Origin of the sequence: Proteus vulgaris (assembly GCF_011045815.1) — a bacterium.
Classification (GTDB): Bacteria; Pseudomonadota; Gammaproteobacteria; order Enterobacterales; family Enterobacteriaceae; genus Proteus; species Proteus vulgaris_B.
In genome coordinates, this window is the sequence record NZ_CP047344.1 from 3683865 (window position 1) to 3708459 (window position 24595).

Genomic DNA, 24595 nt, shown 5'->3' on the forward strand with positions numbered 1-24595 from the left:
CCCTGTTATCTAAAACAGGGCTTTATTTTTTAGGGCCGATTTTGAATGCTAATTCAAGGTGTTTTATTTTTCATCACCAAGATAATTTAATGATAAAAAATAATTGACGCTAAAAATAAAAGGCCTAAAATTCGCCTCCTATCTGCAAAGATAATGTTTAGATTGCGAGGGTGGCGGAATTGGTAGACGCGCTAGCTTCAGGTGTTAGTGTCCTTACGGACGTGGGGGTTCAAGTCCCCCTTTTCGCACCAAACACATTTTTTGTAGAGCTAAATAATTGAGTAAGACTGCGAGGGTGGCGGAATTGGTAGACGCGCTAGCTTCAGGTGTTAGTGTTCTTACGGACGTGGGGGTTCAAGTCCCCCTCTTCGCACCACTCAATTAACCTTTCTTTTCCTTTGATAACAACCCGTTAATAATCTTTTATTGCTCCCTATTTATTATCCATAATATGTAGTTAACAATGTCATTAAGCTATAAGTCAACACAACACCAGCAGGGATCATCACCCACATCTGCAATTTCTTATGGAATAGCATCAATGTTGATAGCAGCATTGAAATAACTAAAACTAACGTAAATGCAGATGTTCCAGCAATAGAATGCATAATGACTGTGAATAAAGAAGAAACAGCTAACATTTCCCATAAACTGATACGAGATGTCCAAGAAGCGACTGGAGATAAGCGTGTTGATTTAGCCATAATAACTCACCATTAATGATAATGATTTTCATTATTATATATAACACCTGTACTAAATCAACTTATATAAAGAAAAAAAACTCTCTATATCCTTAATTTTTAAAGGGTTAAAGCATTTTCTAAAACATAAAAAAACGCCTTTTTATTTCTCAATAAAAGGCGTTTTATTTTATTATGTTATCAATAAACGAAATTATGCATTATTTGGCTTTATAAAATAAAAGACCAAATGAATATCTTCTGGCTCTCTTTCATAAAGTTCAGGATCAGGAATATCAATTAAGCGACACCCTAAATGCTGATAAAAGTTCACACTATTTTCAGAAGGTGTTGATGAGATATATAATCCATCCGCACCATTTTCCTTCGCATATTTCACACAATAGTCAAAGAGTATTCGTGCTAAACCTTGCCCTCGTTGCTGGTGGCTAACATGTAAAAAAGAGAGTTGAAGTAGACTATCATTTTTATCGCGCTTTTTCGGATCAACACTTGCCGCAGCAACTAATCGATCATGTTCAAAAACGCCCCAAAAAGGTGCTCCACGATCAAAACTTTCAAGTAAAACAGGGGTGTAATGTTCGGCTTCACCTTCTGGCCAACCTTTCATATCAAAGCGCTGCTCTGATAAAAGCAACTTTCCTTCTTTTAATACATATAGCTTTTCAATAAGCTCAGTTCTATCGATTTCCCAAACTTGTGGAATTTCATTTCGTGTTAATTGCCGAATAACATTTTTCACTATTAAAGATTAACCTGTTCTGATGATGATTCACTTCGTTCTAGTGCGTGGTAAGCCACCGCACAGAATAAGGAATTCAACCGTTTCATATCACCAAGCAAACTGGTATGCAGAGAACTGGTTTCAATGCTTTGCATATTATGCAAATGAAGACGTTCTACATGTGCAAACGAGTAACGTTGGTTAAGTAAACGGAAACGATGTTTTGCTCGACGTAACTTACGAGCATGTTCCATGTTGCCGGAAACAAATACCGACATCGCCAGATTCAGATTACTTTGCAGACGCTCAAGGAGTGTCTGTAATTCACGACGCCCTTCCTCCGATAAAAATAAGTGATGATTTAAACCTTTGCTCACCACTTCAACTGACATGCGCGCAATAATAGCGGATGATTGTTGTAAATTCATTGCTGTATCAATAATTTCCGCCCAGCGTCGAGAATCTTCAGTTCCCAGATCATGCTGTTGAATTTGCGCCATGTACAATTTAATGCTGCTATGGAGCAATTCAACCTCTTCTTCTAACTGGCTAATTTCCCTTTTTTGCTGACGATCACCTTCCATTAATGCAGTAAAACGTTGCAACATTTGTTCCACAACATCACCTAATCGTAGTGATTCTCTAACCGCATTAGCGATAGCTAAAGATGGAGTATCAATAGCAGATTGATCCAAATAACGAGGCGCAACTTCAGATCCTGTGGCGGGTAATTCAGGAATAAGTCGCTGACATAATTTTGCCATTATGCCGACAAAAGGGATCATCAATACACAGCGTGCAAGATTATAAATAACATGAAAATAGATAACGACTTCTGCTGGAGAAAAACCGTATTGCTGAATTTTATCCGCAATCAAGGTTATCCAAGGTAAAACCAGAAATGCACCAATCAATTTAAAAAACAGGCTTCCTAATACGACTTGGCGAGAAACAACATTTTGTCCTCGGCTACTCATTAATGCCAGCAAACCACTACCAACATTAGAACCAATCACAATGCATAAGCTGATATACAAAGGCATTAACCCTGTCGCACTTAATGTCGCCGTTAATAAAACAGCAGCAAGGCTTGAATAACTCACCATGGCAAACAAAGCGCCCACTAAGAGAGCTAAAACAGTGTCTCCACTTAATGATGTGAAGATAGCTTGTACAGCGCTCGCATGGGTAATTGGCTCTGCGGATGTCACGATCAGTTGCAAAGCGAGAATAATTAAACCAAGGCCAATCCCTACACGCCCAAGTTGCCCTACTCGCTCTTTTTTACGACTTAAAAAAGTAATTACCCCGATAAGAATAAGAAGTGGAGATAACCAAGAGAGATCAAACGTCAGCACTCGTGCCATAAGTGCCGTACCTACATCCGCACCTAACATAATAACAAGTGCAGGTGTAATCGAAATAAGTCCTTGCGTCACAAAAGAGATAACCAAAAGTGCCGTTGCATTACTGCTCTGAACTAATGCCGTTACCCCAAGCCCCGCAAGGAAAGCGTTGGATTTTTTATTAATACTTTTACCTAAAATTCGGCGTAAATCAGAGCCAAAGACGCGCATGATCCCTGTACGAACAATATGTGTTCCCCAAACAAGAAGTGCGACTGATGAGAGTAAATGAAGCAGTGTCAGCATAGAAATAATAACCTTATTTTTATCGTTGTTTGTTTGACTCTGTTTCTCCTTCAATCTCATAAAAAGAGAAAGACCATGAGCAGATAATACATCTGAGAAAAGATTTTTATGGATAATGCCTTAATAACACGTTGGGTTATTAGACAAAAAGATATTGCAATTTAAGTGCAATAATCAATGGAGAAGTTGAGAATATTACAGAAATTAATTTGTAAGTTCTGTTAATTATAACAGAGAATATGTCACTTTCAAAATCAAGCTGTAAATAACCTATTGATTTATTATCCTTTATTTTAATTAATACATAAAAAAACGCGACGAGAGGGTATCTCTCTGCGTCGCGTGAAAATACAACAAGTTAGTAAGGCAATTCGACTACAAATTCAGACAGACTATGGTATTAACTTAAATTTATTTCAGCCCCATTGCATCACGCATTGTGAAGAACAAGTCTGTTTGATCTGTCAATCCAACCACATTAGCTGCATGCGGGCCATAAGCCGCAATACGTAATTGAGAACCGGTATGCTCTTGTGAATCAGTCTCTGAGTTACCGTAGTTCACGACCATTACGGCACCATCTTTCGTGATCAATGCTTGTGTTAAGCCAGGAGATTTCACATCAGCTTCAATGATTTGGCTAGAGTGAGAGTGATCAGCGGTGACAATAATCAGCGTATCACCATTTTGTTTCGCAAAATCTAAACCGATTTGCACAGCTTCATCTAACGCAACAGTTTCACCAATTTGTCCACAAGGGTTAGCATTATGATCTTGCTTGTCAATAGAGGCACTTTCGACTTGTAAGAAGAAACCATTTTCATTAGTTTTCAGTAAATCGATCGCTTTTTTAGTCATTTGTGCCAATGTTGGCGCATTAGGATCGAGTTTAGAGTTAGGTTTGCACTCTAATGGTGGATTATTGATATTGCCATGATAAACCGCTTTAGGGCCTTCCCACGCAACAGCCATATTACCTTCATGGAATAAACCTAATACCGGTTTATCCTGATTTGCCAAGGTAATTGCGTCTAACGATTTTGCATCTTTGACGATTTGATAACCACGCTCAATGGCTTGTTGCTCTAACGTTTTACCTTTGTATTCACCTGCAACCGCTGTTTGAGCAAAACTCTTTGCGCCGCCTCCTAATGTGATATCAGCGCGTGTTACTAAGAGTTGTTCTGAAATAGAACCTTTACCGCCATTCTCTAATGCATTAGTTGAGCATTTTTCTAAGGTTTCAACTGGACCATAGCATTTACGCCCAGAGACATGTGAAAATAGTGCAGCAGGTGTCGCATCTTGAATTTCAGATGTAGTCACGTTCCCCGTTGCCTTTCCATTGATTTTTGCTAATTCTAAAATGGTTTGGTGATCCTTACCAAAAACATCAATCCCTAATGCACCATTATACGTTTTCACACCAGAAGCCCATGCCGTTGCTGAGGCTGCCGAATCTGTTACATAGTTAGGTTTTTGTGTTTTTCTATCTAATGAATAGTGTGTGTATTGACCCGTCATCGGTAACGCATCAATGCCTTTAAAAAAACCGCCCGCACCTTCAGCGTAGTTACGTGCAACAGTGATTTCAGAATCCCCCATACCATCACCAATAAAGAGGATCACATTTTTTGCTTGGTTATTATTTAAAGCTGCTTTTAATGCCTCAGTTTGATCTTGAGTCATACGGCGAGCACCGCCAAATTCCGTGATATTACCTTTTGCTGCGCGATCTTGTGCCAAAATGGCATCAGCAGCAACGGGAGCTGCAAAAGAAGAGAAACTCGCACCAGCCAATAGCGTTGTTACAATAACGGATAAAATAGAACGTTGGTAACGATGAGACATAGCTTTTTCCTTGCACTCTAAAGTAAAAAAACAGGGTTAATGTTTTAAGTCAGAAAAAGCTTACGGCAGTTAAATGACAAAGAAATGAAGAGTAAAAGCGATTTTGATGACAGCTTTATGACAAGTTGGTGACAAAAATGAAGCTTATACAATGTATTCTCGTGTATAAGCTTTTCTTGTATTGAGATAGGATCTTAAAATATTAATTTTCTTGTGTTAATGCTTTTGCCCCCAGATACAGTGTTTCACACCAAGAAATATAATCATGCCCGCTGGCCATTTCGAGTGATTGAACAGGATAGCCTTTTTGCTCTAAAACCTGCTTAAGGTGACGATTATTATTTAAAATACCGCCTTTATCACCACGACTTTCAAATAGCCCTGCCTCTAAGAAAAACTGTAATGGCTTTTTATCAGCTTGCTCAAATTGTCTAATAAGCCATTCAGGCTCTTCATTTTCAGGCGCCCACCAATAAGAGCCAGACATACTCAGCACTTTGCCAAAGCGATCAGGGCGGTTAAAAGCAACCCATGAAGAGGCTAATCCGCCATAGCTTGATCCTGAGACTATTGTCTCTTCGCCTGAAACTTGAATACCCTTCTCTTTTTCTAGCCAAACAAATAATTCATCAGCTAAAAAGCGGTAAAAATCAGGATTTGGTGGTAATTCAACACTACGGCGATCACTATCAATACTATCAACAAATAGGATCATCATAGGTGTTAATTTTCCTTCCTCGATCTGCTTATCAAAAAACTTATCAATACCATATTGGCGACGATACGTTTGACCATCGAATAACACGAGGACTCGTGGTATTTCCATTTTTTGTGCTGGCAGATAAAGTGCTATTTCACGATCATTATTTAAGATTTCACTGTGAAAACGAACAATTTCTGTTTTGCCTTTCATTGTTCTATCAAGAATTCTGGGTAATTGGCATTCACGTTTCTTGTCTAACGATAATAAAGAAAAGTGATTATAGATATCCTCAGATTGACTTGGAGAATTTTGGGAATTAAACGGATCGGCTTGAGCGGTGGTTAAAATCGCGCGACGTTGCTCAAAGGGTTCTGAATTTTCAATAACAGGCACATCGGGCGCTAATTTATATTGCATTAATGTATCGTTAGGCACGATATAACTACGATACCAAATATCGCTATTGGCTAAATGTGTTAACGGATCATGATTACCCTCTGGCGATCCCAATAAATAGACATTCGACTTCGCTCCTCGCCATAAAAAGGTGACTAACTTTTTGTCATTATCATAATGCTCAATCAGAGGAGCCCCTTCTTGGCGTATTTGTTGCCAAAACACCTGAATACTTTGTTGATTTAGTTGTTGAGCGAGTATTTGCAAACGAGGACTAACAGGTGCAATCCCTGCATCTTTATCTAACGGCTGATAAGGTTGTGTTGTTAGCGTGAATTGCCACTGTTTTTTAGCTTCACCTTGTGCAACCAATTGATAATTTGCCGTTTCAGGTAATAGAAAGCGTACTTTCTGTTGGCCATCAGCGGGAATATCTTTTAATAAACTACGAATATGAGTGCCGTCTTGTTTCTCTAACCACAGGTTTTGTATCCCTTTTACGTTTAATTCAACATAGCGTTGGCTTTCTAAATGAGCGGTAAAACACAACGTATTGTTGTTATCAAACTGACCTGTCATTTCTTTATTTTCAGTTACGTCTAAGCAATTAGCAAAACTGGAAAAAGAGGCCATCAATGCGCATATCATCAGAGGAATTCTCACTTTATTATTCTCGTTATAAACTATTGTGAGAAACAATAGTAATGATAATTGTTATCAATTCAATAAAAATTAAGCGTGTACAAATTTATAATAAATTTGACACCGCAGCGAAAAATAATAAAATAATCATTATCACTCCCTATGTGATAGCAAGATAAAGTCAATAATTATAGGAGTTCGCTATTTATGTCTATCTTGCATATGAATAGCAATTAAATGAAGGTAATTATTATGTCTATAACGATGTCGCAAAAACTAGCTCGAGAAGGACTTGGTAATCCAGAATTATTTCAAGGTGGTGTTTATATTACAAAAAATGGTCAAGCGGAGCTTTTTGTACAAACAGCTGAAGAAAGACAACTGGAGTTACAAGAAAGAGAAAAAGAGCGTCAATCAAATGCTCTATTGAAATTGGTAATGATAGCGAAAGAAGATATAGCAAATGAGCAAGTTATGTCTCCTGAAGATGTCAAAAGAAAACTACGTGGATCTCGAACTTAATATTAGAGGTGCTTTTGAAAAAAACTGTAAATATTAGAGTATCAGAGACAGCTCTATGGTCATTAAAAGATGCGGAATCATTTAAACTCAGTTGCATCAATAACAGTGAAACCGCTGCTGTATTTATAGATCAACTTTTTGACTCAGCTATTGATGCTATTTCTCAAGATCCTACCTGTTATCGTTATAATGCAATGTTGGCAGATAAAGGGATCGCTATTCGTGAACGTATTGATGTGAACAGTCAGTTTCGTTGTTTATATGAATTCAATGAAGAAAATAATACGGTCGATATATTACTTTTTATAAGTACAAAACAAGATATTGAAGGAATGCTTTATCGTTGTTTAATATTGAAAAAATGATGAAAATGATAAAAATGATAAAAGTCTCCTCAATCATTTTTGTTATTGAGGAGATTTTTTTCTAAGTTTATTAACGTTAAAACGCGCCCATCAACGCTCTTCTAGCGGATAACTGCGGAAACTCCATAATCCCAACGCTTTTAAGCCATCACGATAAATGCCTTGTATATCTGATTTGCTGGCTTTTTGTAATTCAGCTAATGGCTTATCAGGTGCAACAACCGTTAAGTAAGTAATATCACTTGGGCCACTTTGCCAGCTTGCAAGCGTGAAAATCGCATCGGCACGGCGGACATGGCTGCCAGAACTAATAATAACGGCCGTTTTAATACGATGTTTAGTTAATGCATAACGGCTAAATAATGCATTCTCGACTGTTGTACGGGCATAGTTTTCTTGGAAAATACGCTCTGGTGCAATACCGTTTTTCACCAACCAATCTGCCATTAATTTACCTTCCGTTTGATGCGCTTTTGGCACGCCACCCGTAACGATAATCATGGCTTCAGGTAATTGTTTAGCCACTTCTAAGGTTTTATTTAAGCGTTCAATTAAAATCTTATTCATTGTGCCATCGGGATTTAATGCATAACCCAATGTCACAATCGCGTTGTTTTCTTTGGTTTTATTTAGTTTTGCCAAATCTGCTGGTGTTAATTTATCACTTAAAGGCATTTTACTTACGCGATCAATCTCTGCAAAAAAGCGACTAATCTCTTCAGCTTTAGCTGGGTTTAATGATTTCAATTTATTGAAATACGCTTCACTTTCTTTGTCTTTACCTTCAAAACGTGTCCATGAAGTGACATAGATTAATGCATCAATATCATCAGGGGCTGCTTCTAAAATCTGTTTATAAATAGTAATCGCGCGAGGAACATCATTGTTATAGATATAAGCACTTGCGGTGCTAAATAATAAATCGAGACGGTAAGGTTCTAATTTATAAGCTTGTTGCAGTTTTTGCGCCACTATTTCCATATTTGATGGCAATTTTCCCGTAAACCCTGCATCTGACACTCGTGCCGGAGATTTAAAGGCATCTAACGCATCTTGGATCAAGCTATCAACTGTTTGACGCTGAGAAACATATTGCTGATAACTATTATCTGGCTGATGAACTTTTTGGTAAGCCAATGCAGTTGATGAGACGGTAAAACCTAAAGTAGCAATCGCTAACGAAATGATCGTTTTCTTAATACGATATGAAACACGGGAAGGTTGCGCCATTATCTTGTCCTTTTACGAAAAATAGTCTGCTTCTTCACCTGAGCGAATGAAGATAGAGAGTGTGACTCCTCACACCTAATGGCAAAAGAAATACACACCGATAAATCTATACCTGATATCTATCATAAAGATCCCTGAATTAATTTTCAGTAACCTTTTTCACCTTATTGAAAAAAATAGCATTATTACGTAGATAGCTTATTTGGTAGTTTTTTTTATGTATTTTTATCTTTTGGCAAGTGATTTTGTTCTGATAGAGCATCAGTGGCAAAGAATAAAAGGAATTTATTCAGGAAGAAAAGCGTTGGGTTTTAAGGCAAGTGATTATTCTTATCCTTCCAATATAAAAACGCCACTAATGGCGTTTTTAATCATAATGTTACTTAATATGTTTTGATTGCATCATCAATAATTCTCTGACTAATTCAACGCAGCTTAAGAAACGTTCGTCATAATCAGGGGAATTCACTTTGATATATTCAATATTGTTTTTATCTAGCATTTCCATCAGTAAAGTTTGGAAGAGGCGACGATCTTTTTCACTGCCTAAGCTGCGTAAACCATCTGCTACCCATGGTGTGTTATTTTCCAAAACAATAACTAAATCAAAACGATACTCATCAATAAGTGCTTGTACGAAAGGGTGCTCTTTACCTTCATAACGTAAACAAAATGCTTGAGTAGTGACAAAATCTGTATCAATAAACGCCACTTTATTAGCATATTTAACAGCAAAATCAATATATTGAGCATGTCCCAATGCAATTTTATCATAGTCAGAATATTGCAATGCCATCTCATCACCGCCTAAATGTGAAAAGACATAATCACGACCATATTCCCATGCACTCGTGGTATTGAAAATATTGGCAAGCTTATTGACTAATGTTGATTTACCACTAGATTCACCGCCTAAAATAGCCACTGTGCGCACGAAAAAGGGTTTAACTTCTGTTGGAATATATTCCCAATATTTAAAAGGCGCTTGGCGAATTTGACTGCCACTGATATTCATAAATGAGCGTTCAGGATCAATCAGAACCGTTTCAATCCCCAAGAAAGCATTATATTGATCCGCATCTTCCCGCTCACTGGTATAGATAAAATCAGGTGTAATTTGTTTTTCACGTAAAAACGTTTTTATGCCATCACTCCACATTTCCCAACCATGGGGCTGTGGCTCAATACCGTGTTCGTCAAACTCATGAATACGAATATTTTTTTGATATTTAAAAGTTTGTAATAACCAGCGTAATCTGTCACTGACAGTCGGTTGCTGTGACATCGCACTATTGATAAATAGATCCTTATCGCGAGGTTCGTCATGGCAGAGGATCACATGTAATTCATCAACTTGACTACAAGCACGTTGAATTAAATAAATATGCCCAGTGTGAAGAGGATAAAACTTACCAAAAATGACACCAATTGTTTTCTTTTTGATGGGATATTCTAACCCCAAAAATTGGTGTAATGCCGACATTTTTTGCGCACTGGGGCTCTTGATTTTATTATTAATCAATTGGCTAAGATAGCCTTTTGTCATATCACTTTTATCAGCAACGTGTTGTAAGGTATACCCATTTTTTCTGATAGCCTGTTTGATATAATCAAAAGGTCCCATAATTAACTCCTTTAGAAGTCTTCTAAATCATCAAGAACAGATAAGGCATCTGACAGTTTTTTTACACCATACACTTTCATATCAGGTGGATTTTTCTTTGGCATATTTGCACTTGGTACAATGGCACGTTTAAATCCATGCTTTGCAGCTTCTGCAATACGCTCTTGTCCACTAGGAACAGGACGAATTTCACCAGCAAGTCCGACTTCGCCGAAAATAACGAGATCACGCGGTAAAGGGCGATTACGGAAACTGGACACTAATGAAAGTAATAGCGCTAAGTCAGCACTGGTTTCTGTGACTTTAACGCCACCGACAACATTCACGAAGACATCTTGATCAGACATTTGCAATCCACCGTGACGATGCAAAACAGCAAGAAGGATCGCTAATCTATTTTGTTCTAATCCCACCGCAACACGGCGTGGATTTGAAAGCATTGAATGGTCAACTAAGGCCTGGATCTCCACTAATAATGGTCGTGTACCTTCCCATACCACCATGACAGAGCTTCCTGATGTGATTTCATCTCCTCGACTTAAAAAGATAGCCGAAGGATTACTCACTTCACGTAATCCCTGTTCTGTCATCGCAAAGACACCTAATTCATTTACAGCACCAAAGCGGTTTTTATGGCTACGTAGAGTACGAAAACGAGAGTCTGTTTCACCATCTAGCATGACAGAGCAATCAATACAGTGCTCTAGCACTTTAGGTCCCGCTAATGTGCCATCTTTCGTCACGTGACCGACCATAATAATGGCAACATCATGGGTTTTTGCAAAGCGCGTGAGATAAGCGGCTGTTTCACGCACTTGGGCAACACTGCCCGGTGAAGATTGAATGTCTGCCATATGCATTACTTGAATAGAGTCAATCACCATTAATTTAGGTTGTTCTTGTGAGGCAATTAAACAAATTTGTTCGATACTGGTTTCTGACAACATATTAAGTTCTGCTGTCGGTAAACCTAATCGATGTGCACGCATAGCAACCTGTTGAAGTGACTCTTCACCCGTCACATAAAGTGTTTTCATTTGTGTCGCTAAAAGACACATGGTTTGCAGTAATAAGGTACTTTTACCCGCACCTGGGTTACCCCCAATTAAGATGGCACTTCCAGGTACAACACCGCCCCCTAAAACACGGTCAAACTCTTTAAATCCGGTTGAAAATCGAGGTAATGCTTCAAGGCTAATTTCAGATAATTTTTGTACTCGGCTAACGCCTTTAGCATCACCAGCAAAGCCACTAAAGCGCTCATTACGGGAGGAAGGGGTGGCCGCAAGACGAATTTCTGTAATTGTATTCCATGCATGACAAGCCGAGCATTGCCCTTGCCAACGAGGATAATCTGCACCACATTCATTACATACAAAGGCTCTTTTTGCTGCTTTTGCCACACTTCTCTCCCTACGATAACAATTCTAAAAAGCGCATTTAGCGCTCTTCGTGTTTTAAACCACCACTTAAAATACACATCACGCCCATTAAATCAGCATGACGGATAGCGACTTTTGCCTGAGCATACACTTTGGGTTTTGCATGATAGGCAATACCCAATCCTGCTTTTCTCAACATTTTAAGATCGTTTGCGCCATCACCGATGGCAATGGTTTGATCCATTGGGATCTCTAAATCTTTAGCTAAACGCGCAAGCACTTGAGCTTTATATTTCGCATCAACAATGGTGCCTTTTACTTTGCCTGTCAGCTTGCCATCTTTAATTTCAAGGTGATTAGCAATCGCCGCCACTAAGCGTAATTTTTGTTTTAAATTATCTGCAAAATAAGTGAAACCGCCAGATGCGATAGCAATATGCCAATCCATTGCTTGAAGTTTGCGCACCAGACTCGTTAATCCTGGCATAAGTGGTAAATCATCCATCACTTTTTGCAAAATAGAAGCATCGGCTCCTTTAAGTTCAGCAACTCGGAGTTTTAAACTTTCACTAAAATCCATTTCACCTTGCATAGCGCGTTCTGTTATTGCCGCAACTTTATCACCCACTCCCGCAAGTTTGGCGATTTCATCAATGCACTCAATTTGAATAGCCGTTGAGTCCATATCCATCACTAAAAGCCCAGGAGAACGCAAGCGAGGAATTTCACCTAGTGGAACGACATCTAGGCCACATTCATCCGATAAACGGCGAATTCTACGGGTTAGGCTTCCTGCAATACGCACAACTTGGTAATCATCAATACGCCATGAAGAAACCACCACAATTGCCACGCCTAATTTATGCTGGAACTCACTTATTCTTTTCTTATCAAGTTCGCGACCATAAAGTAACCATCCGCTATCGCCAGCACGATAATCCAGTGGCATCACCTCTTCACCACTAAGTGATAACGGCAGACCTGGCCATTTACGGATTTCATCCGGTAAATAGCAATAGGTCAGACTATTTGACATACTTATTCTCCTGTTTTCCCCTGTCTGAACAAAATAATCGTTATTCAGCCTATTCTATCTCTGGCTCATCTGGCAACATGCATATACTTGCTTACGCAAAAGGATGAACATGCTTAAAGACAAACTAAAATTCAAACTACAAAAAACGGCGATTATACTGATTTGTATCGCACTATTGGCATTTCTTATGCAGGGCGCGTCTTATTTTAGCCGTGCTAATCAGCATGCCCGTATTACCCAGTTTGAAGAGCTTGCAAAAACGCTGGCAGAACAAGTTGCGTTCTCTTTATCCACTTATCTGGATGACAGTAGCAAAGATAACGTAAATCCCCTCATTATGGCTAATTTAAATCATCTAACTCACAATAGTCGGGTGCTTGATGCCAGTCTTTATTTAGAAGATGGTACACAAATAGCGCATAGTGGTGAAAATGTCACTGTTAAAGAGCGATTAGCACTAGAAGGGCAAAAAAGTGGTGGTTCTTTTAATCACCAACTTGTTGTTCCTGTACCGGGCAAAGATAAACCGAAGGGTTTTTTAAGGCTAACATTAGATACTCACCAGTTGGTCACTGAATCAAGCCAAGTCGATAACACAACAAATTTATTACGTGTGATGCTGTTAGTTGCGCTCGCCATTGGCTTTTTACTTTCACATAACCTGCTTCAGTTAACACCAGTGCATTGGCAACAATCGCCTTATTTATTAACGGCAAATTTACCGCCTCGTACTGAAAAAGAAGAAGATCAAGAAATCGAAGATCAAAATAATGAAGGAAATGAATCAAAAGAGAGTGTCAGAGAAGAAAATAACGACACTGATAATAAAATAGATAAAACATAAATTCTTACTCTTTTAACAAACTACTCAGTGAGTTTAGTGGATCATTAACTGAACTCACTTTTTTATATCTAATTAGCCATAACTCAAATTAGATATATCTAATTTATACGTATTTTCGTGCTATTTCCTTAATCTTTAAAGGGGTTTTGTTTAAAGTCACGGTAAATTCTGACTAAGTCATTAACCTGAAAAATAAGTTTTAAATCTTTTTCTGGCTCTTTGAGTACTGAGGTGGTTATGACTGAACAATCCGTTATCGAACGCTGTCAACAAATCGTAGAAAATTCAACTCTTTCTCCTGAACAAAAACGTCATTTTCTCGCGTTAGAAGCTGAGAATATGTTGCCTTATCCATCACTTTCTATGGATGCCGCAAAAGCGCTTGATGAACGGGTTATTTGCGATATGTATGAAGGTCATGCCCCTTACAAACCGCGCTATGTCTTACCGGATTATGCGAAGTTTTTAGCACAAGGTTCCCATTATTTAGAATTAGAGCCGGCCCAAGATTTTGATGATGCGCTAAATATGCTCAGTATTCTTTATCATCATGTTCCGTCGGTTACCTCTATGCCAGTATATTTAGGTCGTATCGATAAAATTTTACTGCCTTATGTGGGTGAACTTACCGAAGAGCAACTTTACCCTAAATTAAAACGCTTCTGGCGTTATCTTGATAGAACCCTGCCAGATGCGTTTATGCATGCCAATATTGGGCCTGAAGACTCAATTCTTACCCGATTAATTCTTAAAGTGGATGTTGAACTTCAACAAGTCGCCCCTAATCTCACATTTATTTATGATGCGAATTCAACACCAACAGATCTACTTCACCAAGCCATCACTAATATTTGCCACAGCAGTAAACCCCATATAGCTAATGGTACGTTGCAAGATGCAGTATTCGGTAAAGATGAATATGGAATTGTGAGTTGTTATAACTCTCTGCCTCAAAGTGGCGGTGGTAGCACCTTAGTGCGTATAAACCTCAAAGAGGTTGCACAGCGTAGCCAAAATAGCCTCGATTTTCTTAATAATATATTGCCTTTTTATATGCAAAAACAAATTGAGATCATTGATGCTCGTTGTGAGTTTCTCTATGAAAAATCTCACTTTTTTAACCAAAGTTTTTTAGTGGAAGAAGGCTTGATTTCACCTGATCGTTTTGCCCCCATGTTTGGTATTTATGGCATGGCTGAAGCAGTTGCTCTGTTACTTGAAAAAGAAGGTCAACAAGCTGCTTATGGTGATAATGAGTCTGCTAATAAACTCAGTTACATCATCAGTGAAAAGTTAGCGCAATTTGTTGCAGATACACCGGTTAAATATGGTTGGAAACATCGGGCAATGCTACATGCACAATCCGGTATTAGTTCAGATATTGGTACTACGCCAGCAACTCGTATTCCTTATGGTAAAGAGCCTGATCCCGTGACACATTTAATGACTGTCGCACCTCACCATCAATTTTATACTTCAGGTATCAGTGATATTTTAACAGTGGATGAAACCATTAAACAAAATCCAGATGCCTTAATGCAGCTCTGCTTAGGTGCATTTGCTTCTGGGCTAAGGGAGTTTACCGCTAACGTAGGTGGTAATGATTTAGTGCGTGTCACGGGTTATATGGTGCGCCTATCCGACTTGAAAAAATACAAAGAAGAAGGCTCTCGCTTAAATACCACTTGGCTGGGTGATGAAGCGACGGCAAACTGTCATATTGCTGAACGTAAACCTCGAGTTATTAGCCATGAACAGCAGATGCGCTTCAATAAATAAGATCCTTCCTTTCTCTTGTGTAGATGGCCCAGGCAATCGCCTAGCCATCTTCTTACAAGGGTGTAATTTGCGCTGCAAGAGTTGTCACAATCCTTATACGATGGGGATCTGTGACAATTGTGGTGATTGCATTCCAACCTGTCCTCAACAAGCACTTTCATTACAAAAGGGTGTTATAAGTTGGAACAGTGCCAGTTGTGAACAATGCGACACCTGTATTCAGCAATGTCCACGGCAATCAAGCCCAATGACATTAACCTACACTGTTGATGAGCTTATTACGATCACACGTAAATATGCAGCATTTATTAATGGTGTAACAGTGAGTGGTGGTGAATCTACGTTACAACTCCCTTTTTTAATTGATTATTTTAAAGCAATAAAAGAAGCGCCTGATCTGAAGCATCTTACTTGTTTAATCGACAGTAATGGCACTCTTTCACTTAATGGCTGGCAAAAAATCGCCCCGTATATGGATGGTGCTATGATTGATTTAAAAAGTTGGAGTGAAGAAACGCATCTTTATTTAACAGGAAGAGGTAATCAACGAATTAAAGAGTCAATCAAATGGTTAGCTAATAATAATTTACTTACAGAATTACGTCTTTTATATATTCCTGAAAAAACCGATTATTTAGAGAAGATTGAATTACTTTCTCAGTTTATTAATTCACTAGCTAAATCCATTCCAGTGAGAATTAATACCTTTCATAATCATGGTGTTTATGGGGAAGCAAGTAAATGGAGACCCGCTTATAGAGAAGAAATCATAACATTACAAAATGAATTAACACTTAGAAAAATAAATTTAATTAATAAACCCAATATTAACTTATAATAATAGTAAGTTTAAAACCATTATATATTATATTCATTTTATTTTATCCAATTGACTTTAATTAATACAGAAGTTAACCTCCTGTAAAAACTCGTCTATGGATACCCACAATGAAAATAAAATATAATTCAATATTATTGATGCTGTGCTCAACATATGCATTCCCTATTAATTCTTATGGTAACTATAATATAGAAAATATGGGACATTCAATTTATAAACCTTTTAGTATTCATAATAACGCACCTGAATATCATTACTTTCGTAATAAGAAATATGAATATATTAAATATCTCCACGGTAGTATTTTAGACAAAGAGAATAATAACCAACAATTAATTATGCCATTTGGGAGTATCTACATATATACGGCAATAGATGATCAGGTCCTTTCTACATATAATGATATGGCTAATGATTTTGAAAATAAATTAAAAGTAACTATTCCTGATTATAACATCAGAAACTCCGGTTATTTCAATGAAAGCTTTCTACCAAATGAATTATTTATTAGCATGGATGGCGGAAAAACCATAAAAAAAATAAATAAAGAAAGTAATCCAAAATTAGACACCCTTTATCTCTCTCATATGTCGAAAAATGGTAAAACAGTTGTTGGGTATGCCACAGAATCTAAATCCATATTAGATAATATGATTAAAAACAATAATATTCAATTAAAACAAAATAATTGCGATGGGTACCGTGAATGTTATGCATTTGCCTATAACATAAAAGACAATACCTTTTCTATTTTAGAAAAAAATATAACCATTAAATATTTAACTAAAGATGGAAACTTCATTTTATACAAACCAAAAATTGACAATATAAAAAAATCATATATTTATGACATAAACAAAAAAGAAGAATTCGAATTAACACTTGATAATGTTAATAAACATTTAGCTAATCACCCAGAAAAAGATATCTTACTTACATCAATCACTGAATACCCCTTTTTAAATGGAATAAAAAGAAGAGATATTGATATTCAGAAGATTAGTGATAATGGAAAAGTTTTTATTGGTCAATTAAACCGGGACCTAACTAAGAAACAATTAAATGATAGTAAATATCCTAAAGTTGCGTTTATCTCGACAAAAACAGGCCCTATACAAGAAATTAGTTTCTCTAAATTCGGTTCTTCAAAACTTACGGATATCTCAGCAGATGGAAACTATAGTGTTGGCTGGGGAGAAATTTGGCACGATGATTATACAATTACACTACCTCATAATAAAATAAAAACTTCTTCAGCACTTTTTAGCCAAGCACTGCGCTATGACTTATCCAATAAAATACTTATCAATATTGGTAACCTTTCTAAAAAAGCAAATGAATCCGCATTTAGAAATGCCAGAGCGACTGATATTTCCGCTGATGGTCAATATATTATAGGGTGGTCTGAAACTGATGATTATAACCTAGAAACTATTCCAAAAACATTGGCAGGTACCGGTTATAAAGCCTTTATGATGTTTCATCGTCATGGTTTTATTCATTTCAATAATCAGATGCATGATTTAGGAACACTTAAAAACGGTAAAGATTCAGAAGCACATGCTATTACGGATGACGGAAGAATTATTTATGGGCTATCTACTGATGAACATAATAATTGGCGCCAAGTTATCTGGAAAAATGATCAACTCAGTGATAAATATCTCAATGACGAAAAACAAAAAATTGCAGATGAAAATAACAAACAAGCTGAGCAAGACCGCTTAGCCAAAGAGCAAGCTGATAAAGCCAAAGCCGAGCAAAACCGCTTAGCCAAAGAGCAAGCCGATAAAGCCAAAGCCGAGCAAGACCGCTTAGCCAAAGAGCAAGCTGATAAAGCCAAAGCCGAGCAAGAGCGCTTGGCAAAAGAGCAAGCCGATAAAGCCAAAGCCGAGCAAGACCGCTTAGCCAAAGAGCAAGCCGAGAAAGCCAAAGCCGAGCAAGACCGCTTGGCAAAAGAGCAAGCCGATAAAGCCAAAGCCGAGCAAGACCGCTTAGCCAAAGAGCAAGCTGATAAAGCCAAAGCCGAGCAAGAGCGCTTAGCAAAAGAGCAAGCCGATAAAGCCAAAGCCGAGCAAGACCGCTTGGCAAAAGAGCAAGCCGATAAAGCCAAAGCCGAGCAAGACCGCTTAGCCAAAGAGCAAGCTGATAAAGCCAAAGCCGAGCAAGAGCGCTTAGCCAAAGAGCAAGCCGAGAAAGCCAAAGCCGAGCAAGACCGCTTGGCAAAAGAGCAAGCTGATAAAGCCAAAGCCGAGCAAGAGCGCTTGGCAAAAGAGCAAGCTGATAAAATTAAAGCCGAGCAAGATCGCTTAGCTAAAGAAAAAGCAAACACAAAACCCGTTATCGCTATCAGCAATCCCATTGATATAGAAAATACATATCGCTCTATGCAAATGGCGGCTGAAAATGGTTACAAAGCGATAAACATGCAACAAGGACAACTACGTTACTTAGCCTCGGCAACTTGTAACGTTGGATTAGATAAAGCATGTATCAGTGGGTTTACACACCACCAGCGTTTAAGTAATGCTAATGCCACACAAACAGGCTTAAGTGGTGCTTACCGTGTAGATATTCGCAATATGCCTGTCGTATTAGGTCTGGCTCTTGATACAGATATTTATTCTTCATTACCTAAAGGCTATCAATATCAAGGTTATCCACTGCCTTTAATCGGATTTAGCATCGATTTAATTCCATCTCTGAGTCTTAAACCTAATAATAATGCGCTACACCTTTCTTTAAAAGGTGCCTATTTAAACCGAAAAGTTTCGATAAAGCGTCCATTATTAACGGATACCGAAGCAGGTAAAGGTGATGCGAAAATTAAAGGTTATCATATTGATCTTAAAGGCTATTATCCTTACAGTCTAAAATCCACACTTACATTAACGCCTTTTGCAGGGATCACCTTTACAGAAATGTCGCGTTCAGCTTACAGCGAAACACAAGGCGCTAATTTTGCTGCACAGTATGACAAACTCAATACAGACGCTATCTTTGCCAAGTTTGGATTAGGTTTAGAGTATTTATTAGGTTCATCAATGATACTTACTACCAAAGCGGGTATGTATTGGCATATCACACAACATCAGAGTAATTTTAATAGTCATATTGAATATTTAGGTGCGCAATCTATTGATTATACTGAGAATAAAAAGCAGTTAAAACAACGTCCATTTGCACACACAGGATTAACTTATCAATTTGATAATCACTCGTCGTTTAATACTTCTGTAAATTGGGAAATGACAACTTATCGCTATCATGATGTACAATTAGGCATGAGCTATACCTATCGTTTTTAAGATTAATTAATCTACTCCCTATCTAATTTTTAGGTAGGGAGTGTAATCTATCGGTGGAAAAAACAATAAATAGGGAAGATAAAATGGATATTACTGTTGAAGATACGATGTTGTCGTAAATTGTTTATTGTCATCAACCCACCACACTTTTGTCGAAACCTTCTCAAGTAACGTTTTATTGTGACTAAAGATTATCAAGCTTAAAGGACGTTTTTGGCTTTCTTCTATTAATACTCGCCAAATATCGGCTTGAATTTGCGCATCTAATTGCGCAGTCACTTCATCAGCAATCAAGATTTGAGTACGAGGATCAAGCGCCCTTAGTAAGGCGATACGCGCTAATTCTCCACCAGATAATTCATTCGGTCTACGCGTTAACCACTCTTGTTTTATTCTTAGTTTTTCAAACCAAATTTCATCAGGCGTCCAAGCATCTCGGAGGCTATCTCCAGTTGTTCGAAAAGGATTAAAGCATTTATCAGGATGTTGAGGAACTAATTGGATAGGGCAATAACCTTTAGTCGATAAAGGCTTTTGGTTAAGTAGGATCTTACCACTGGATGGTGCTTGCCACTGCGCTAGAACTCGACCTAAAGTCGTTTTCCCTGTACCGCTTGGTGCTGAAATACCCAGCCTTTCTCCTGCTTCTAACGAAAAGGAGAGATCTCGCCATAACATCTTACCTGCTTGCTGAACAGATAATTGTTTTAACTCTAAAAGTGGCATAAAGATAACTCCAGAAATAATAGATAAAATGTATAAAAATAAGACTTAAAAATACAATATTATAATGGATTAAGTGATGTTTCTTTTGTATTAATAAATTGTTGTTCAGGTAATGCATTCCACAGTGTTTTTAACCATTCGCTACCTTCGTGACGATTAAGCACCGTAGCAGGGATAACTTCATTGACCTCACCTTGATTAAGTACCGCTATCGTATCTGCGAAACGAGCAGCAAGAGCTAAATCATGTGTTACCCAAAGCACTGATTTACCCTGATTGCATAACTCTCTTAAATGCCCAAGCAACAGACATGCATGCTCATCATCAAGCCATGAGGTAATTTCATCAGCCAATATATATTGAGCATTAGATAATGTTGCATTACAGGCTAATACACGTTTTGCCATACCACCTGAAAGTTTGGCCGGATAGGTTTTAACTAACGAGCCTGATAGATGATAAAGCCCTAATTGCTGCACAATATCATCTGATGTAACTTCAGCACCACTCAAATGCGCTGAGCGGCTTAATTGTTCACCGATACAAATTAAAGGATTAAGTGCTGTCACGCCCTGAGGAATATAACAAAAAGTATTACCACGGTATGCAATCAGCTCTCGCTCACTCAATGTATGCCCATTCAGTTTGATCGCACCACGCACTCGCATATTTGCAGGCAATAACCCCAGTGCGCTTTGTAGTAGTAAGCTTTTACCTTCACCGCTACCGCCAACTAAAGCAAGCATCTTTCCCGGTTTAATATCCAGAGAGATTGATTTTAGCAACGGTTGCCAATTTCGTTTTCCTAGCCAACGAAATTGTGCAATATCAATGGATAGTTGCTCAAAACTTAACATCCTGCTCCTCTTAACCACAATTGTTGCATTGCTTTAGCAAATTGATCGAAAATCAATACTAGACACATTAAAATCAATCCCGGAAACACCACCATCCACCAAGAACCTGTACTTAAATAGCGTAATGCATCAGCCAATAATAAACCAAGAGAAGGCTCATGAGCTGCTTGTCCAAATCCTAAAAAGCTTAATGCTGCGCTATGTAATACTGCATGAGGAAACATCAGTAACGTTCCCACAATCCACTGCGGTAATAACATGGGGATATAATGTTTTTTTACACATTCAAAAGGTGAATTGCCAATACGACGCGATAACATCACATAATCCGCTTCACGGATACGCTGAATTTCACCTCGTAAAATCAACGCAAGTTTAGGCCAATGAGTTAATGCCACTGCCCAAATCACCCCTTGCTGCCCCCCCCCTAATGTAAAGCAGATCAAAATCAACAATAACAAATGTGGTAATGCCAAAAGTGCATCCACAACCCCTCGAACAAAAAAATCACAATAGCGATTGATCGAGGAGATACCGGCAAAAATCAGTGCAATTGCGCCACTGACAATGGCACTTGTCACACCGATATTGAGGCTACTTAACATCCCTTGAAAGCAACGTAACCACAAAGAACGACCTAGATTATCTGTACCAAACCAATATTGCTCAGATGGCGCTTGGTTTCTTGCCAAAAAATCCATTGCAATATCAGTATGAGAAACTGAAAAACCGTAAGCCACTAACCCTATCAGTGCGAGGGTAACTAATAACAATCTCAATAAAGGCTTGTTGGGATCGTAAATCATAAGTCTCGCAAAATTCCTTTATTAATACGTCTTAATAATGTGTTAGAAATACTATTACCAAAGAAAATCAAAATAGTGCTGAAAACAACAATCCCCATTAAGAGAGGAATGTCACCTCTTAATCCCGCATCAACCGTCGCTTGACCTAAGCCTGGATAAGCAAATACTTTTTCAGCCAAAAGAGAGCCACCAAGTAATTCACCAATTGATGCAAACTGTAAGCAAAGTGCAGGCGTAATGGCATGACGTAGAACATGAAATAGCATCATAGCCCAACCTTTATCACCTTGAGCCTTAGCAAAATGGATAAATTCACTGCCCATCACTTCGGCAACTTTCGCACGAGTATGTAGCGCAATATTCCCAGTACCTAATAATCCAAGCGCAATCATGGGTAAAATAAGATGAGAAAAACGTTGGCTTAACGTTGCTGTTTCGGCGCTACTTCCCATTGGCCACGCACAACAAATTGGCGCCCAATGTAAGGTGACAGAAAACAGAGATAACAGCAGTAATCCTACCCAGAACGTCGGTAACGCGGCTAATAAATAAGATAAAGTAGAAATAAATCTATCTGGCCAACGATTAAGGTATCGACCAGCCACTAATCCCATCACAACACCAATAACGCCTGAAAATACCCACGCTGAAAAAAGTAAAATAAAGGAAGGTCCAGCACGCTCACGAATAACATCAATAACAGGCATGTTATATAGCATGGAATAGCCAAAATCCCCTTGAATGATTTGGCTAAACCAGAGCCAAAATCGCATCCATAAAGGCTGATCAATTCCCCAACGTGCTGCGATTAAAGGATATTGTTCAGGAGGAACATTCAAGAGATCACTGCCGATATAAGCCTTGATAGGATCAATCGGTGAAAAGCTTAATAAAATAAAAACACCCGCTGTTGTCACCAACAGCAGGCAGAGTAATCGCAGGAAAAAACCTGCACTTTGACGTATTACTGACAAGTCCACTTCCAAGTATCTACACTATTTAATAATGACCATGATCCATGGATTTCAGGTGTTCCTGTACCCAGATCAACACAAGGATTAGTTAGGTAAGTGTGTTGCACATTCATCAGCCAAGCCCAAGCAGCATCACCTTTTACGCCAACGCCATTTTTACCATCCCACTCAACGGCTTTCCAATGAGGAACGGCTTCTTGCCATGTATGAGCATCGAGTGCTGCTTGCAGATGTTTTTCCACTTCAGGATTTTTATAATAGCCGGGATTATAATAACCAACACCTGCTGCATTTTCGCTGTAGTGATGATATAACTCCATAGGATCAAGACTTCCCCAACCAAATAAAGTTGGATTTGAGTGCATATAACGCTCTACGGTATCCCAGCTCCCCGATTTAAGATCCATTTGAATACCAAGGGGCTGTACTAATGCACGAACTGACTCTGCTAAATCGCGACGTGTCGCATCACCACTGGTATACCACAAGGTTAATTTAGCCTCTAAACCGTCTTTTTCACGAATACCATTTTTATTGAGTTTCCAACCTGCATCTTCAAGAATTTGTTTTGCCTTTTCAACATCACCATCTTTAAATACTGCTTCAGTTTGATCCCAAGGTAGTCCTTTTACACCGGTATAAGCGGGAACCGCATAACCATCAAGAACTTGTTCTGACAGTAATTTACGGTCAAGAGCATAATTTATAGCTTTACGGATAGCGATATCAGCCGTGATATCATTACCTATATCATAGCCTTGTGCATTCTTTTCACCTGATTTTACCATTGGGAAAACAATACCGCGATTTTCAACACTTGGTCTTTCCCATAATTTTGTATTAGGTAAATTTTTAGCAATAGCCGCGGTTGCTGGTGGAATGCGAACGATGCCTAATTGCCCACTTTGAGCAGCGGCAAAGGCAGCATCTTCATCAAGAAAAACAAAAATGAGCTTTTCAAAATCGTTTTTCTGCCCTGCATAATAAGGGTTAGCCTCAACAATTAATTGTTGGCCCGGTTGGAAACTGACCATGCGATAAGGACCTGCACCAATTGGCTTTTGTGCATAGGTTTTTTCATCATACTTATCAGCAGAGACAATGCCTAACGAACCTAATACATTAACAAACGTACTCTGTGGTGCTTTTAAGGTAATAGTGACATGTAAATCATCATCTGCTTTTGCAGAAAGAAAATTCCCCATATCTACTTTACCGCCACTTGCAGCCGCATTGTTATAAGTAAATACAATATCTTTTGCCGTTAGTGGTAAGCCATCCGAAAATTTTAAATCGGGTTTTAATGCTAATTTCCATGTTTTGCCATCTTCACTTGGCTGGTAGTCACTTAACATATTGCTATACCAAGAGAGATCCGCATTTTGCTTTAACAATGGGCTATGAAGAAGTAAATAGCTACCATGGCTCCACCCCAACATTGGGTCAAAACCTTCGGTTGGCTCTTCGCCAATAGCCAGTTTTAACGTTTGAGCAGATGTTGCAAAAGGGACGCTTAGTGCGGCTAAGCAAGTTAAAGTTACTAATGATTGCCGCCAACCAAACCGAATAGACATAAAACATTCTCCGATTTTTTAGATACGACTTATCTCCAGTCTCTGATCCCATTAG

The 24595-nt window shown here is 38.4% G+C and carries 20 protein-coding genes and 2 tRNA genes; 8 read left to right on the forward strand and 14 right to left on the reverse strand.

What is annotated here, in order from left to right:
* Positions 1-164 precede the first annotated feature (164 nt).
* Together GTH24_RS17350 and GTH24_RS17355 are read left to right on the forward strand one after the other, a co-directional pair.
* Positions 165-251 (forward strand) — tRNA-Leu (locus GTH24_RS17350).
* Positions 252-289: 38 nt separating this feature from the next.
* Positions 290-376 (forward strand) — tRNA-Leu (locus GTH24_RS17355).
* 64 nt (positions 377-440) lie between these two features.
* Here GTH24_RS17355 and GTH24_RS17360 read toward each other — a convergent pair.
* The 5 genes from GTH24_RS17360 to GTH24_RS17380 form a co-directional block, all read right to left on the reverse strand.
* The gene (locus tag GTH24_RS17360) at positions 441-704 is read right to left on the reverse strand and encodes a DUF1435 family protein (protein WP_164526751.1); all 264 of its coding nucleotides are present in this window, start codon (positions 702-704) and stop codon (positions 441-443) included.
* Between the two features lie 193 nt (positions 705-897).
* On the reverse strand, positions 898-1446 hold the full coding sequence (locus GTH24_RS17365; RefSeq protein WP_072069012.1) for a GNAT family N-acetyltransferase: 549 nt from the start codon (positions 1444-1446) through the stop codon (positions 898-900).
* A 2-nt stretch (positions 1447-1448) separates the two neighbouring features.
* Positions 1449-3080 carry a Na/Pi cotransporter family protein gene (locus GTH24_RS17370; RefSeq protein WP_164526752.1) on the reverse strand — a complete coding sequence of 544 codons (1632 nt, stop codon included), beginning with the start codon at positions 3078-3080 and terminating at the stop codon, positions 1449-1451.
* Positions 3081-3491: 411 nt separating this feature from the next.
* Positions 3492-4931, reverse strand: a complete 1440-nt coding sequence (gene phoA / locus GTH24_RS17375; RefSeq protein WP_072069013.1) for an alkaline phosphatase — start codon at positions 4929-4931, stop codon at positions 3492-3494.
* A 202-nt stretch (positions 4932-5133) separates the two neighbouring features.
* Positions 5134-6678, reverse strand: coding sequence for an alpha/beta hydrolase-fold protein (locus tag GTH24_RS17380; protein WP_072069014.1), 1545 nt, complete (start codon positions 6676-6678; stop codon positions 5134-5136).
* Between the two features lie 246 nt (positions 6679-6924).
* Here GTH24_RS17380 and GTH24_RS17385 point away from each other — a divergent pair, with 246 nt between their 5' ends.
* Positions 6925-7194: a hypothetical protein gene (locus GTH24_RS17385; protein WP_072069015.1), complete on the forward strand. Its 270-nt coding sequence runs from the start codon at positions 6925-6927 to the stop codon at positions 7192-7194.
* A 14-nt stretch (positions 7195-7208) separates the two neighbouring features.
* Complete coding sequence (locus tag GTH24_RS17390; protein ID WP_072069016.1) at positions 7209-7559, forward strand: hypothetical protein; 351 nt, start codon at positions 7209-7211, stop codon at positions 7557-7559.
* A gap of 90 nt (positions 7560-7649) precedes the next feature.
* Here the strand turns inward: GTH24_RS17390 and GTH24_RS17395 are convergent, their stop codons facing one another.
* From GTH24_RS17395 to serB, 4 genes are all read right to left on the reverse strand, one after another.
* Positions 7650-8789, reverse strand: coding sequence for an ElyC/SanA/YdcF family protein (locus GTH24_RS17395; protein ID WP_164526753.1), 1140 nt, complete (start codon positions 8787-8789; stop codon positions 7650-7652).
* A 379-nt stretch (positions 8790-9168) separates the two neighbouring features.
* Entirely contained in the window at positions 9169-10413 is a 1245-nt protein-coding gene (gene nadR, locus GTH24_RS17400) for a multifunctional transcriptional regulator/nicotinamide-nucleotide adenylyltransferase/ribosylnicotinamide kinase NadR (RefSeq protein WP_164526754.1), read from the reverse strand.
* Between the two features lie 11 nt (positions 10414-10424).
* Positions 10425-11816: a DNA repair protein RadA gene (gene radA, locus GTH24_RS17405; RefSeq protein ID WP_164526755.1), complete on the reverse strand. Its 1392-nt coding sequence runs from the start codon at positions 11814-11816 to the stop codon at positions 10425-10427.
* Between the two features lie 37 nt (positions 11817-11853).
* Positions 11854-12831, reverse strand: coding sequence for a phosphoserine phosphatase (gene serB, locus GTH24_RS17410; RefSeq protein WP_072069020.1), 978 nt, complete (start codon positions 12829-12831; stop codon positions 11854-11856).
* A 109-nt stretch (positions 12832-12940) separates the two neighbouring features.
* Between serB and GTH24_RS17415 the strand changes: the two genes are divergently transcribed.
* The 4 genes from GTH24_RS17415 (at position 12941) to GTH24_RS22255 (ending at position 19603) form a co-directional block, all read left to right on the forward strand.
* The gene (locus GTH24_RS17415; RefSeq protein ID WP_072069021.1) at positions 12941-13675 is read left to right on the forward strand and encodes a YtjB family periplasmic protein; all 735 of its coding nucleotides are present in this window, start codon (positions 12941-12943) and stop codon (positions 13673-13675) included.
* A gap of 237 nt (positions 13676-13912) precedes the next feature.
* Positions 13913-15454 (forward strand): YjjI family glycine radical enzyme, encoded by a 1542-nt coding sequence (locus GTH24_RS17420; RefSeq protein WP_072069022.1) that lies wholly within the window; start codon positions 13913-13915, stop codon positions 15452-15454.
* Positions 15426-16292, forward strand: coding sequence for a YjjW family glycine radical enzyme activase (locus GTH24_RS17425; protein WP_072069023.1), 867 nt, complete (start codon positions 15426-15428; stop codon positions 16290-16292). The genes GTH24_RS17420 and GTH24_RS17425 overlap by 29 nt, the downstream gene beginning before the upstream one ends.
* Positions 16293-16402: 110 nt before the next feature.
* Positions 16403-19603 (forward strand): autotransporter domain-containing protein, encoded by a 3201-nt coding sequence (locus GTH24_RS22255; protein ID WP_241253988.1) that lies wholly within the window; start codon positions 16403-16405, stop codon positions 19601-19603.
* Positions 19604-19693: 90 nt separating this feature from the next.
* Here the strand turns inward: GTH24_RS22255 and GTH24_RS17435 are convergent, their stop codons facing one another.
* From GTH24_RS17435 to GTH24_RS17455, 5 genes are read right to left on the reverse strand one after another with little or no spacing between them, the layout of a single operon-like run.
* Positions 19694-20329 (reverse strand): ATP-binding cassette domain-containing protein, encoded by a 636-nt coding sequence (locus tag GTH24_RS17435; protein ID WP_164526756.1) that lies wholly within the window; start codon positions 20327-20329, stop codon positions 19694-19696.
* Between the two features lie 59 nt (positions 20330-20388).
* Positions 20389-21186 (reverse strand): ATP-binding cassette domain-containing protein, encoded by a 798-nt coding sequence (locus tag GTH24_RS17440; protein WP_072069025.1) that lies wholly within the window; start codon positions 21184-21186, stop codon positions 20389-20391.
* A complete protein-coding gene (locus GTH24_RS17445; RefSeq protein ID WP_164526757.1) occupies positions 21180-21992 on the reverse strand; it encodes an ABC transporter permease in 813 nt (270 codons plus the stop codon). Before GTH24_RS17445 ends, GTH24_RS17440 begins: the two co-directional genes overlap by 7 nt.
* Positions 21989-22972, reverse strand: coding sequence for an ABC transporter permease (locus GTH24_RS17450; RefSeq protein WP_164526758.1), 984 nt, complete (start codon positions 22970-22972; stop codon positions 21989-21991). The genes GTH24_RS17445 and GTH24_RS17450 overlap by 4 nt, the downstream gene beginning before the upstream one ends.
* Positions 22957-24540, reverse strand: coding sequence for an ABC transporter substrate-binding protein (locus GTH24_RS17455; protein ID WP_164526759.1), 1584 nt, complete (start codon positions 24538-24540; stop codon positions 22957-22959). Before GTH24_RS17455 ends, GTH24_RS17450 begins: the two co-directional genes overlap by 16 nt.
* Positions 24541-24595 lie beyond the last annotated feature (55 nt).

Bases quoted from the DNA above. Each gene is read 5' to 3' on its own strand.
- serB (WP_072069020.1), bottom strand. From the start codon at position 12,831: ATGTCAAATAGTCTGACCTATTGCTATTTACCGGATGAAATCCGTAAA.
- GTH24_RS17380 (WP_072069014.1), bottom strand. From the start codon at position 6,678: ATGATATGCGCATTGATGGCCTCTTTTTCCAGTTTTGCTAATTGCTTA.
- phoA (WP_072069013.1), bottom strand. From the start codon at position 4,931: ATGTCTCATCGTTACCAACGTTCTATTTTATCCGTTATTGTAACAACG.
- GTH24_RS22255 (WP_241253988.1), top strand. From the start codon at position 16,403: ATGAAAATAAAATATAATTCAATATTATTGATGCTGTGCTCAACATAT.
- GTH24_RS17435 (WP_164526756.1), bottom strand. From the start codon at position 20,329: ATGCCACTTTTAGAGTTAAAACAATTATCTGTTCAGCAAGCAGGTAAG.
- GTH24_RS17370 (WP_164526752.1), bottom strand. From the start codon at position 3,080: ATGCTGACACTGCTTCATTTACTCTCATCAGTCGCACTTCTTGTTTGG.
- nadR (WP_164526754.1), bottom strand. From the start codon at position 10,413: ATGGGACCTTTTGATTATATCAAACAGGCTATCAGAAAAAATGGGTAT.
- GTH24_RS17440 (WP_072069025.1), bottom strand. From the start codon at position 21,186: ATGTTAAGTTTTGAGCAACTATCCATTGATATTGCACAATTTCGTTGG.
- GTH24_RS17445 (WP_164526757.1), bottom strand. From the start codon at position 21,992: ATGATTTACGATCCCAACAAGCCTTTATTGAGATTGTTATTAGTTACC.
- GTH24_RS17415 (WP_072069021.1), top strand. From the start codon at position 12,941: ATGCTTAAAGACAAACTAAAATTCAAACTACAAAAAACGGCGATTATA.
- GTH24_RS17420 (WP_072069022.1), top strand. From the start codon at position 13,913: ATGACTGAACAATCCGTTATCGAACGCTGTCAACAAATCGTAGAAAAT.
- GTH24_RS17425 (WP_072069023.1), top strand. From the start codon at position 15,426: ATGAACAGCAGATGCGCTTCAATAAATAAGATCCTTCCTTTCTCTTGT.
- GTH24_RS17360 (WP_164526751.1), bottom strand. From the start codon at position 704: ATGGCTAAATCAACACGCTTATCTCCAGTCGCTTCTTGGACATCTCGT.
- GTH24_RS17395 (WP_164526753.1), bottom strand. From the start codon at position 8,789: ATGGCGCAACCTTCCCGTGTTTCATATCGTATTAAGAAAACGATCATT.
- GTH24_RS17385 (WP_072069015.1), top strand. From the start codon at position 6,925: ATGTCTATAACGATGTCGCAAAAACTAGCTCGAGAAGGACTTGGTAAT.
- GTH24_RS17455 (WP_164526759.1), bottom strand. From the start codon at position 24,540: ATGTCTATTCGGTTTGGTTGGCGGCAATCATTAGTAACTTTAACTTGC.